Source organism: Lentzea sp. NPDC020367 (assembly GCF_044387305.1).
Lineage (GTDB): Bacteria > Actinomycetota > Actinomycetes > Mycobacteriales > Pseudonocardiaceae > Lentzea.
Map to the genome: position 1 here is coordinate 1051763 of NZ_JBIRVV010000003.1, position 11818 is coordinate 1063580.

Annotated in this window: 10 protein-coding genes; 5 read left to right on the forward strand and 5 right to left on the reverse strand. The window is 68.6% G+C overall.

The window, feature by feature from the left end; all coding sequences use genetic code 11:
* Positions 1 to 35 precede the first annotated feature (35 nt).
* Both ACH413_RS17525 and ACH413_RS17530 read left to right on the forward strand, forming a co-directional pair.
* Positions 36 to 1241, forward strand: coding sequence for a DNA cytosine methyltransferase (locus ACH413_RS17525; RefSeq protein ID WP_360047929.1), 1206 nt, complete (start codon positions 36 to 38; stop codon positions 1239 to 1241).
* A 311-nt stretch (positions 1242 to 1552) separates the two neighbouring features.
* Positions 1553 to 2788: a thioester domain-containing protein gene (locus ACH413_RS17530; RefSeq protein WP_360047928.1), complete on the forward strand. Its 1236-nt coding sequence runs from the start codon at positions 1553 to 1555 to the stop codon at positions 2786 to 2788.
* A gap of 77 nt (positions 2789 to 2865) precedes the next feature.
* On the opposite strand, the gene ACH413_RS17535 is transcribed toward ACH413_RS17530, so the two are convergent.
* Entirely contained in the window at positions 2866 to 4179 is a 1314-nt protein-coding gene (locus ACH413_RS17535; RefSeq protein WP_360047926.1) for a BNR-4 repeat-containing protein, read from the reverse strand.
* 188 nt (positions 4180 to 4367) lie between these two features.
* Between ACH413_RS17535 and ACH413_RS17540 the strand changes: the two genes are divergently transcribed.
* Together ACH413_RS17540 and ACH413_RS17545 are read left to right on the forward strand one after the other, a co-directional pair.
* Positions 4368 to 4538 (forward strand): antitoxin, encoded by a 171-nt coding sequence (locus tag ACH413_RS17540; RefSeq protein ID WP_360047924.1) that lies wholly within the window; start codon positions 4368 to 4370, stop codon positions 4536 to 4538.
* Entirely contained in the window at positions 4539 to 5180 is a 642-nt protein-coding gene (locus ACH413_RS17545) for a putative glycolipid-binding domain-containing protein (protein ID WP_360047923.1), read from the forward strand.
* Positions 5181 to 5248: 68 nt separating this feature from the next.
* Here ACH413_RS17545 and ACH413_RS17550 read toward each other — a convergent pair whose 3' ends face one another.
* Together ACH413_RS17550 and ACH413_RS17555 are read right to left on the reverse strand one after the other, a co-directional pair.
* Positions 5249 to 7357: a prolyl oligopeptidase family serine peptidase gene (locus ACH413_RS17550; protein WP_360047921.1), complete on the reverse strand. Its 2109-nt coding sequence runs from the start codon at positions 7355 to 7357 to the stop codon at positions 5249 to 5251.
* Between the two features lie 25 nt (positions 7358 to 7382).
* A complete protein-coding gene (locus ACH413_RS17555) occupies positions 7383 to 7988 on the reverse strand; it encodes a DUF4097 family beta strand repeat-containing protein (RefSeq protein WP_360047920.1) in 606 nt (201 codons plus the stop codon).
* 187 nt (positions 7989 to 8175) lie between these two features.
* Between ACH413_RS17555 and ACH413_RS17560 the strand changes: the two genes are divergently transcribed.
* Positions 8176 to 8886 (forward strand): helix-turn-helix domain-containing protein, encoded by a 711-nt coding sequence (locus ACH413_RS17560; RefSeq protein WP_360047918.1) that lies wholly within the window; start codon positions 8176 to 8178, stop codon positions 8884 to 8886.
* Here the strand turns inward: ACH413_RS17560 and ACH413_RS17565 are convergent.
* Both ACH413_RS17565 and ACH413_RS17570 read right to left on the reverse strand, forming a co-directional pair.
* The gene (locus ACH413_RS17565; protein WP_360047916.1) at positions 8883 to 10067 is read right to left on the reverse strand and encodes a thiolase family protein; all 1185 of its coding nucleotides are present in this window, start codon (positions 10065 to 10067) and stop codon (positions 8883 to 8885) included. The two genes, ACH413_RS17560 and ACH413_RS17565, sit on opposite strands and share 4 nt — an antisense overlap.
* A gap of 19 nt (positions 10068 to 10086) precedes the next feature.
* Positions 10087 to 11811, reverse strand: a complete 1725-nt coding sequence (locus ACH413_RS17570) for a hypothetical protein (protein WP_360047914.1) — start codon at positions 11809 to 11811, stop codon at positions 10087 to 10089.
* Between the last annotated feature and the right edge of the window lie 7 nt (positions 11812 to 11818).

The following is an 11818-nucleotide window of genomic DNA, read 5'->3' on the forward strand; positions in this document are numbered from 1 at the left end:
AAAGGTCCTCGGCGCCTCGCCCGTACGATCTCGCCGTGTCCTTCTCGGTGGCCGACATCTTCTCGGGTGCGGGCGGCATGAGCTTCGGCTTCCACGCCCACCGCGACTTCCGGGTCGTGGGCGCCGCCGACGCGCAGATCGGCAAGCCGAGTTCGAAGTTGGGTTCGTTGCGCTGCAACGACACCTACCGCGCGAACATCGGTGTCGACCCGTTGGAGGTCGACCTCGCGAGAGTCTCTCCGGCGGCGTTGCGCGAGGTCTGGGGCCTCAAGCGCGGCGAACTCGACGTGCTGCTCGCGTGCCCGCCGTGTTCAGGCTTCAGCCGCATCACCTCCCAGAACCACCTGCGCGACGACCCGCGCAACTCCCTCGTCGGCCGCATCGCGGTCTACGCGGAGGAGCTGCGCCCGAAGGTCGTGTTGATGGAGAACGCCCGCGAGCTCGTCAAAGGCAAGCAGCGGCACCACTTCGACAGCCTCGCGCAGGAGCTCACCCGGCTCGGGTACTCGGTCTGGGGCGGCACGCACATGCTGTCGAGGTTCGGCCTGCCGCAGCTGCGCGAGCGGACGCTGATGGTCGCCGTGGACGGCGGCCTGCCGTTGCTGACGCTGGACGACCTGTGGGCGGGCCGCGTCATCCGCCCGTCCGCCATCACGGTCCGGCGCGCGATCAGCAAGCTGCCGGTCGTCGCGGCGGGTGTGGCGGACCTGGAAGACCCCATTCACGTGTCGCCGACCTTTTCCCAGGACCGCAGTCTCGAAAGAATGCGTGCAATTCCTGCGAACGGCGGATCGTGGGCTGATCTGCTCCGCTCACCCGAGACCGCGGAGTTGTTGAATCCTGCACAACGCAAGATCGTCGAACAGCAGAACTGGGGTTCGCACCCCGATGTCTACGGCCGGTTGTGGTGGGACGAACCGGCTCGCACCATCAAGCGGGAATGCGGACATGTCGGCAACGGGCGATATGCCCACCCCGTCCAGCACCGCCTCTGCACGGTCCGCGAGATGGCCCTGCTGCAAGGGTTTCCGCGCCAGTTCCGCTTCGACGTCTCGATTCTCGGGAACGCGTATCGGCACGTCGGAGACGCTGTTCCGCCGCTGATCGCCTACCAGCTGGCCGGACTGACCCGCTGGATTCTCACCGGCCGCCGACCGGAACCCAAGGAGATGTGCCTGCGCGGCACTTCGCTGCGTCCCGGCGACATTCGTCCGGCAGAAGTTACCGAAATGGTGGCGTAGGTCTCTGAACCGACCTGGGTGATCATCCGTAGCGGGACGCCGCTATTGATAACTGTTCGGCAACGAATTTAACGTCACCTGACGGAATGAATGCATCGCAGGCCTATCCACTGTGGACACCGTGAGTGTGTTTGCGCTGCTCACGCCCGGTGTTGGGTGCTCGCCATACCTCACCCATACGTGTGTCACCCCATCGGCTAACGTCCCGCTCGCTTCCTGTCGGTTCAGTGTCGATGACGACGTGCCGACCGTCCCGACGGATGACTGACTTCCCGCCGCGTTCGGGCTAATTTCAGCGAGCAAGGAGACCCATGGCTTCCCGGTTGAGGATCGGCGCAGCGCTGTTCGGCGCCACCGCCCTCCTGGCAATGACCACCCTTCCGGCGTCCGCTGAGGTCGTCATCACCCCGGATCGTGGCGACCAGCCCAAGGGCGAGCACGTCGCGCTGAAGCGGGGCGTGGGCAACCTTCCCGACCACGGCGAGAACTACCTCGACACCTCGGTCATCAAGCTCCGCATCAAGGACCAGGACGAGTCCAAGGTCTACGCGTACTGCGTCGAGCTGCCGACCCCGCTCAAGGACGGCGACAACCTCCGCGAGACGCCGTGGGGCACGCACCCCAACCCGAAGTCGAAGTTCCCGGCGAACGCGGGCAAGGTCCTCTGGGTCCTGACCAACTCGTTCCCCGGCATCTCGATGGACGAGGTCAAGACCAAGTGGGGCAGCCAGTTCTCCAAGGAGGAGACGATCGCGGCCACGCAGACCGCGATCTGGCACTTCACCGACGGCGCTGAGCTGGACACCAACGACGGCCGCAACAAGCAGGACGTCAAGGACCTCTACGCGAAGCTCGTCGAGCAGGCCGAGAAGAACGAGATCAAGGACCAGCCGAAGCCGACGCTGGAGATCGAGCCCGTCTCGCAGTCCGGCAAGGCCGGCGAGAAGATCGGCCCGTTCAAGGTCACGACCACGGCCTCCGAGGTCAAGCTGACCGCGAACCTGCCCGAGGGCGTCACCATCACCGACGCCGCCGGCAACCCGCTCGCCGTGCAGAAGAAGGACGACAAGCTCGCCGTCCAGGGCACGGGCGACAAGGTCTCCGAGTTCTTCGTGAACGTCCCGGCCGGTGCGAAGGACGGCCAGGCGTCGTTCAAGCTCTCCGCCGAGGCCACGCTGCAGGTCGGCCGCCTGTTCATCGCGAAGGACAAGGCCGACAACGGCGAGACCAAGAAGTCCCAGTCGCTCGTCGTCGCGCAGCCGTCCAAGGCCAAGGTCGAGAAGGAGGCCAAGGCCGACTGGAAGGCCGCCGTCGTGCCGCCCACCTCGAGCACGCCGTCCTCCTCGGTGACGCCGCCGACCTCGACCCCCGAGACCACGACGCCGACCACGTCCTCCACCCCGGCCAACCCGGCTCCGGGTGGCGGCGAGGACGACCTCGCGTCGACCGGTGCGTCGATCATGTGGCCGCTGATCGGCGGTCTGGTCCTCGTCGGCGCCGGTGTCGGTGCGCTGTTCGTGGTCCGTCGCAAGAAGGCCGGCGCCTGATCTAGGCAGCCAGCCCCCAGACGAACGCCCCCTGGTTCCGCGCCGGAGCAGGGGGCGTTTGCCATTTCCGAAGGGGACTACCGGCGGCTGACGCCCGCCACGTAGATGTCCCCGTCGGCGATCGCGACGTCCCGGGCGGAAGACGCCCCGGAGAAGATCGCGCGGGCCGGGTCGCGGAAGTTCTCCACGATCTCGACGCGCTGCACCGGCTTGGCCGTCGGGATGACGGACTCCGGTGACCAGAAACGACCGAACCGCACCAGGTAGGTGTTCACGTTCGGCTTGCCGTCCTCGGTCGCGTAGACCCGCCAGGTGAACAGGTCGACCTCCTCGATCTCACGGGTGCGCAGTCCCCGTGCGACCTCCTTGGTCTCCCAGCTCCGACCGTTCCAAGTGGACAGGTAGTTGCGCAGCGGACCCTTGTCCTCGTCGCCCATGAACCACAACAGGAACGGCTTGCCCAGCGTCGTGCCCACCTGCTGGATGTAGTCGGGGGACTTCACGGCGTTCGGCAGGGTCAGCGGGGTCTCCGCGACCTTGAGGTGCGTCTCCTGGTCGGCGTCGTCGATCTGGGTGCCCAGGTCCTTGCCGGACGCCGAGTAGAAGTGCCGGTTCTTCGGGTCGAACCACGTGTAGTAGATGTTGCGGTGGTACCGGTCGTGCAGATGTCCTTCCGTGCCACCACCCGCGAGCGTGTACACGATCCGCACGCGGCCGTTGTCCTCCAGCCGCAGCTGGCCGATGTAGATCTCGTTCATGTTGTCCGCGCGGGAGGTCGAACCGATCGCGAACCTGTCCCCGGTCAGTTCCGTGGAGGTCTTCCACGTCTTGCCGTTGTCCTTGGACACCACGTAGAGCATCGGCCGGGTGTCCGTGGGGGTGACCTTGTCGAGGTCGCGGGTCGTCTCGCGGTAGAAGACGTAGATCGTGCCGTCGCGCGTGACGAACGGCATCGGGTACGTGGCCGCGTTCTTCGAGATCAGCGTCTCTTCCCAGACGCCGTCGGCCGAGTTGGGCTGCGGCGAACGGGACATGCGCAGCTCGATGTTGTGCATCCCGCGGAAGACCAGCAGGTGTCCGTCCCCGGCCTGGACCATGGTCGGGTAGTTGTGCGAGTCCGAGTCACCGTCCGCGACCCGGTTGGGCGTGGACCAGGTGGCCTTGCGGTGGTCGTACGCCTGGACGTAGCTGTCCTCGTACTGACCCGCCCACGAGATGAACGTCTTGCCGGCCTTCTTGTCGTAGACCCCACCGGCGACCGGACGCCGGTCACTGCGGGCCGCGACGTTCGTGGCCGTGGTCGTCACCGTGAACTTCGCTTTCCCCTGAACATCGGCCGTGGCGTTGGCCGAGGGGACCGCGACGAGCGGCAACAGCAGTACTGCGGACATAACTCCACGCAGGAGCCGTGTCATGCAACTTCCTCCTGGTTCTGACCGCGACGGCGGCCGACCAGGCGGCGGTAGCGACATCTTCGTTGTCGCCGAGCCAACTTGTCCAGGCGGAGTTAGCGTGATCGCTGGCTATCAACACGCGGGCCCCACTCGGGTACCCTGCGTCAGGGACGAAGGAGCATCACATGAACTTCGACGAGATCAAGAACAAGGCCCTGGACCTGGCCGAGCAGAACCACGAGAAGGTCGACCAGGGCGTCGATGCCGCGGCGGACTTCGTCGCAGGCAAGTTCGGTCACGCAGACCAGGTCGACTCGGTTGCCGAGAAGATCAAGGACATCCTTCCAGGTGGATGAGTGAACTCCTTCAACGCCACTGACGCGGGGCGGGTCACCTCCACCGGAGAGACCCGCTCTCCTTCTGCCCGCAGGCCCGAGATGATCACCTGGCAGGGCATCCACGAGCCGCGGCTGGAGCAGGTGCGCCTGCTCCTCTCGAGCGACCAACGCCTCCGCGCGTCGGGCCGCCTGGTCGCCGCCGGCCCCGACGAGCAGTTCAACGCCTCCTTCGAGGTGTCCGTGGGCGAGAGCGGCCAGGTGAACAGGCTCTTGCTCCGCACCGCGACCGTGCTCGAGGAGCGCCAGTGCTCCTTGTCGCGCACCGAGGACGGTGCCTGGCTGGTCGACCACGGCCAGGGCAGCAAGCGCGAGACGTTCAACGACGCGCTGGACGTCGACGTCCAGTTCGCCGTGCTGTTCAACGCCATCCCGATCCGCCGCCTCAACCTGCACCGCGAGCCGGGTGAGCACGCGCTGCCCGTCGTGCGGGTGTCGCTGCCCGACCTGTCCGTGAAGGCCGTGACCCAGACCTACAAGACGGTGTCCGTCGCGGACGACGTCTCGGTCGTGCGGTTCAAGAGCGGCGGGTTCGAGCAGAACGTCAAGGTCGACCCGAACGGCCTGGTGCTCGAGTACCCGCTGATTTCGAAGCGGATCTAGAACCGCTTCGTCGACCGCCCCCTCACCTGTGTCGGTGACAGGGCGGTCGGCGGTCGTGGCCGAGGTCGTCAGACCATCTCGCCCAGCACCTCGGGGTCGATGACGATCGGCGCCGGACGGTAGGCGGGCGGCTCGACCCCCATCAGCGACCGCACGAGGAAGTCCCAGGCCTTCGTGCGCACGTAGGCCATCCGGTCGATGAACAGGTGCTCGGCTCCAGGCACGATCACCAGCTCGAACTCCTTGCCCGCGGCGATCAACGCGTCTGCCATCCGCAGTGAGTGGTCCGGATGCACGGTGTCGTCCAGTTCGCCGTGGATCAGCAGCAGCTTGCCTTCCAACCGGTCCGCGATCTCGACGTTCGAGGCGCGAAGCCACGCCGAAGGGTTGTCCGGGCCGTCGACGGTCTCGGCCCAGCCCAGTCCGATGTACCGGGCGTCGTGCGAGCCGGACAGCGCGACACCAGCGCGGTAGGTCTCCGGGTGGGCGAGCACCGCCCGTCCCGCCGCGAATCCGCCGCCCGAGTGGCCCATCACGCCGACTCGTTCCAGGTCCATCCACGGCCGCGACTCGGCCAGTTGGTGCAGGGCCGCGACGTGGTCCTCCAGGCTGCCCGCGGCGGCGAGGTTGCCGTACGAGACGTCGTGGAAGGCCTTCGAGCGGCCCGGTGTGCCGCGGCCGTCCAGGGCGATCACGACGAAACCGAGTGCTGCCAACGGTTCCGCGTCCAGGCCCATGCCGCCGGGGTCGAAGCACGGTTCGACGCGGTTGACCTGCGGGCCGGGGTAGACGTTGTCCACCACGGCGTAGCTGGCGGACGGGTCGAAGTCGCGCGGCTTGTAGAGCACGCCGTAGATGTCCGTGGTGCCGTCGGCCGCCTTGACGCGGAAGCGTTCCGGGGGCGTCCAGCCCGTGGCGAGCAGGCGGCTGATGTCGGCCTGCTCCAACGAGACCAGCACCTCGCCGCTCCACGAACGCACCACCGTCACCGGCGGTGTGTCCACAGTGGACGCCGAGTCGACGAAGTACGAACCGTTGGGCGACACCGTGACGACGTGGTCCAGCGAGTCGTCGGTGACGACGGCGAAACCGGTGCCGTCCAAGGCGACGCGGCACACCGTGCGGCGGTACGGGTCTTCGGAAACCAGGCCCGACGCGGTGAAGTGCACGACGCCGTCGGAGACGTGCAGGATCTCGCGGACCAGCCATTGGCCCGTGGTGACCTGGTTGAGCAACGAGCCGGTGTGCAGGTCGTAGCGGTAGAGGTGGCCCCAGCCGTCGCGCTGCGAGAACCACAGCACCTCGTCGGCCAGCACGCGGACGATGGGCGCGCCGTAGATCAGCTGGTTGGGGCCCACTCGGTTGGAGCCCGTCTCGCTGACCACGACCGTGACCTCGCCCGACGAGGCGTCCATCCGGTTCAGGGTCAGGGTGTGCTGGTCGCGGGGGCGGGAGAGGAAGTAGACGGCCGTGCTGTCGTCGGACCACCACGCCCAGCCGGCCATGATCGGGGAGAACTCCGGCATGAGCAGCGGTTCGCACTGGGCGTGCACCGCCTTGCCTTCGGCGATGTCGAACACGACCAGTTCCGCGAGGGGCATGTCCGCGTCGCCGGGGTAGGCGTAGTGCTGGGTGTGGGCCACGGGGGCGCCGCCGTCGGCCGGGCGCGATTCGATCAGGTGGGTCTTCCGGACCGAACGCTGGTCGGTGCGGTGGGCGAGCACCTTGGACGAGTCGGGCGCCCAGGCCAGAGCCGGCGGCATGTGGGGGAGGCCGAACTTGCGCATCAGCGTGCCGTAGCTCATGGCGTCCGGGCCGTATCCGTAGCCGTGGCCCGGAACACCGTCCGAGGTCAGCGCCCACTCGCGCTCACCCGAGCGCGCCCACAGGTCGTGGCCGCGCCGTGAGACCGCGACCTTGCCGTCGGGGGAGGAGACCTCCAGCGGGTTGCCGGGTGCGGCGACGAACGGCATCGGGTCGAAGCCCGGGGTGCGGGTGCCCTCCGCCGGGTCGACGACGACGAACTGGCGGTCGGCGCCGTCGCGGAGCTGGTACCAGAAGCGGTGGCCGTCCTCGATCCACTGTGGACGGACCTTGTCGGCGACGACCAGTTCGCCGGGGGCGGCCGGGCGGCGGAGGAGTTGTTCTGCGGCTTGGTAGTGGGCGGTGGTGCTCATGGTCTCTCCCCAGTGCGTAAGTGGTTTAGAGGCTGCGGGCGGTGATGTCGCCGTACGACGTGGTGGCGCGGATGGTGAGGTCCGGCGCGTCGGCGTTGCGCAGCGCGTTGTTGACTCGGCCGTACGAGGTGCCGGCGTCGAGTGCGGCCGAGAGGCCGGCGGCGACGCTGACGTTGATGTCGCCCTTCTGGGTGGTGATCTCGGCGGAACCGTTGAGGCGGCCGACCGTGACGTCACCGGCCTGCGTCACGAGGCGGACGTGCGCGGCCTCGTCGATCTTGATGTCGCTCTGCGCGGCCTCGAAGGCGATGTCACCGAGCCGGCCGACGCCGCGGAACTCGGCGCTCGCCGCCTTGGCCTCGACCCGCGAACCGGCGGGCAGCTGGACGGTGACCTCGACGGCTCCGGACGAGCCGAGGATCTTGTTGCCCGCCTCGGTCGTGATGCGCAGGACGCCGTCGGCGTAGTCGACCTTGATCTTCTCGGCGGCCTTCACGTCGCGGCTCTGCGCGGCGTCGGCCGGGAGGACCTCGACGGCGGTGTCGGCGCGGTCGGCGGCGATGAACTGAACGCGCCCGGCGGGGATGTCGAGGATGGCGGCGATGGGGGCGGGGGTGGTGAAGGTCTGCATCTCGGGCTCCTGTGGCTCGTTGTTTCTGATGAGCGAAAAGCTACGTTGCGTTTCCAGATCTGGACAACAAGTTCGTTGCGATGGAAGCGCATAACAGCAGCTCAAAGCCACAAGATCGTTGCAACGGGATGTAGATCTAATGCAACGACTGTTGCAATGAGATGAAGGTGAAAGCTATGGTCCTGGCATGCCAGGAGGTCGACTCACCCAGCAGGAACGCCGTCAGATCGCCATCGGCCTGTCCGACGGCCTCGCCTACGCGGAGATCGCGCGAAACCTCGACCGGCCCACCTCGACGATCACGCGCGAGGTGATGCGCAACGGTGGTCCGGCGGGGTACAAGGCCGACATCGCCCACCTCGCCACCGAACGCCGTGCGCAGCGGCGCAAGCAGGCCGCACCTCGCCGACCGGTGGCGGAGCGCGCGGACGGTCGTGACCTGGAGGCGGTGCGGGAGTTCGAGGAGATGTTCGCCGGCATCTTCATGGGCCAGGGCCTGTCGAAGATGCCGGCGCGGGTGCTCGCGAGCCTCTACGCGACCGACTCCGGCAGCCTGACCGCGTCAGAACTGGTGGGGCACCTTCAGGTCAGTCCGGCGTCGGTCTCGAAGGCCATGTCCTTCCTGGAAGGTCAGGGCCTGATCGCGCGCGAGCGCGACGAACGCCGTCGCGAGCGGTACGTCGTCGACGAGGGCGACATCTGGTACCAGTCGATGATCGCGAGCGCCGCCGGCACGACGAAGCTCGCCGAGGCCGCGCGGCAGGGTTCCGGCGTGCTCGGCTCCGGCACCCCGGCCTCCACCCGGCTGGAGAACATCGCGCGGTTCCTGGACTTCGTCAGCGAGAGCATCGTCCGCGCGGCCGAGCAGGCCCGCGACATCCTGCACCCCAAGGACTAGACGCGCACCGCCAAGGCCACACCCTGACCGACGCCGACGCACGCCGCCGCGATGCCGATGCCGCCGCCACGCTGCCGCAGGTGGCGGCACACGTCGACGATCACGCGCGGCATCGAGGCGCCGAGCGGGTGGCCGTAGGCGATCGCGCCGCCGTGGACGTTGACCTTCTCCTTGTCGATCTCGGGAAGGTGGTGCACCACCGACAAAGCCATCGCGGCGAAGGCCTCGTTGATCTCCCAGAGGTCGACCTGCTCGGCCTCGATGTGCAGGCGCTTCAACAGTTTCCGGATCGCCGACACGGGCGCGATGGTGAACCGGTGCGGCTCCTCGCCGGTGGTCGCCGACCCGAGCACCTCACCCAGCGGCTCGACGCCCAGTTCGGACGCGATCGCTTCCGTGCCGAGCAAAGCGGCCAACGCGCCGTCGTTGAGCGGTGACGCGTTGCCCGCCGTCACCGAGCCCTGCTCGGAGAACGCGGGCTTCAGCTTCGCGAGCTTCTCGAGGCTGGTGTCGGCGCGGACGTTCTCGTCACGCCGGATCGCCGTGCCGTCCGGCAACTGCACGGGGAACGCGAAACCCTCGTGCACACCGGCATCCCACGCCGCGGCGGCGCGACGGTGTGAGCGCAGCGCGAACTTGTCCATCTGCTCGCGGGTGATCCCGAGTTCGTGAGCCACGTTCTCGGCGGCCAGGCCCAGCGGCACGGTGTAGTGCTTGGGCATCCGCGGGTTCACCAGCCGCCAGCCGAGCGCCGTCGACACGGTCTCCAACCGGTCCGGGAAGGCCTTGTCCGGGCGGGCCGTCACGAACGGCGCCCGCGACATCCCCTCGACGCCACCGGCGACGATCAGGTCGGCGTCACCGGTGATCAACGCCCGCGCGCCCTGGATGATCGACTCGCCACCCGAGGCGCACAGCCGGTTCAGCGTCACACCCGGCACGGAGACCGGCAGCCCCGCCAGCAACGCGGCCATGCGGGCGACGTTGCGGTTGTCCTCGCCGGCGCCGTTCGCGTCACCCAGCAGCACGTCGTCGATGCGTGCCAGGTCGAGCGACGGGTAGCGGCGCAGCAGGTCGACGATGGGCAGCGCCGCGAGGTCGTCCACCCGGATGCCGGAGAGACCTCCCCGGTACTTGCCGAACGGCGTGCGGGCGGCGTCGATGATCAGTGCGCGTGCCATGCACCCCATCTTGGAGCATTCACGGCTTGAGCAAAAAGGGAACGTAACCCGTCTCGGGGCTCACCTCTGAATCGGTGCTGAACGCCTTCACCTCGATGGCGTGCGCTCCCGCGGTCATCGCTCCCGTGTTGAGTGAAATCCGCCACCGGCCTGCGGCGGCGGGTCCGTCTGCGGTCGTCGGCACGGTGGCGACGTGGTTGCCGTCGAGCCTGATCTCGAACCCGGCGAGTCCCGCCACGGCCACGTCGAGTGCGTTGACGCGGACCTCCAACACGACCCGGCCGCGGTTGAAGGCGGCGCCGTTCTCGACTGGCTGGCCGCTCGCGTCCAGGACCTCGGGGATCGGGTCGGCGAGCGTCGGCTTCGCGTCCACCAGAGGTGTGCCGGGTTGGCGGCGCGGTTCCTTCTTCGGGCCGGTCAGTTCGACGTCGGTGTGGGTGACCTGGATGCGTTCCTGGGTGACGAGCTGCACGTTCAGGTTGTCGGTGAAGGCCTCTCTCGGCAGGTCGGCGACGGCCGGGTACTCCGCGCCGGGCTTCCAGGGCGTGCCCTCGATCGCCGGCCTGAGCGGTATCTGGATGCCGTTGACCTTCACGGCGGTGACCGGCTCGCTTTCGCGCGACGGGATCAGGGCGATGCGCAACTGACCTGCGGTGACGTCCGCGATGGGGGTGGCGCTCGCGCTCGCCGGGCCGTCCACGCGGACCTGCGGCGTCGGGCCCGCGAGCGGGGCGTCGGCCTTGGCGGTGCGGTAGCCGATCAGGTCGACTCCGGCGCGGATCCGGTCGCCGGCGAGCGCCGCGACGCCGACCAGTGCCGTCGCCTCGCGCCACTGCGGCACGAACGGCGAGGTGGCGACGACGTCTCCGTCGCGCACGACCTGGACACCGGCCGGGGTCAGCACGAGTTCCCAGCGCACGGTCACGCCGGGCAGCGCGGCCGGGACGGGCTTGACCGACGTGCCGTTCGGGACGAGCTCGACGATCGAGTTGCCGGAGTTGTCGGTGGAGACCGTGGCGCGGATGGTGTTCGGCGGCACCGGTTCGCCCTGCACGCTGACCGGGCCCGGCACGAGGTCGAGCAGCAGCTTGCCGCCGGTGCCGGGGGCGTCGGTCTCGATCACGAGCCGGCTCTCGTCGTCGCCGCGGACGAACGGCGTGCGCGACCTCAGCGTCACCGCGCGGGTGCCGCAACTGCTGCTGATCACGAGCCGGTCGTGGTCGTCCTCGTCGCCGCTGGTGGCGCGGGCGCAGTCGGTGCGCTTGGAGAGCCTCCACAGCTGGAGGTCGGGTTCGTCGGGGGAGTCGAAGCGGTCGACGAACGTGTACGGGGCGTTGTCGGCGCGCGGGGTCGCCTTGGTCCTGGCGGGCTGCGAACGCTGACCGAACGCGTCGACGGCGCGGATGTCGATCTGCTGCTCGCGTTCGTTCTCGAGGCCGTTGAGCTGGGTGCCGGGGCGCGTGACGAGCTTGACCTTGTCGCCCCACCGCACCTCGTACGCGGGCGCGTCGCCGGTCCAGTTGAGCTGGATCTTGTGGTGACCCGCGCGCGCGACGACGCCCGCGGGTGTGGCCGGGCGGCCCTGGGGGCCCGGCACCAGAACCTGCTCCGCCACGTACGGCTTGAGCTTCGTCGGCGCCGGGGGAGCGACGGGCAGGCCCGAGTCGCTCCCGCCGGTGTCGCGCAGCACGATCACGCCCGCCACCAGCGCGAGGCCCACGACGACGAAGGCGACCCGCTTCATAGCGTCA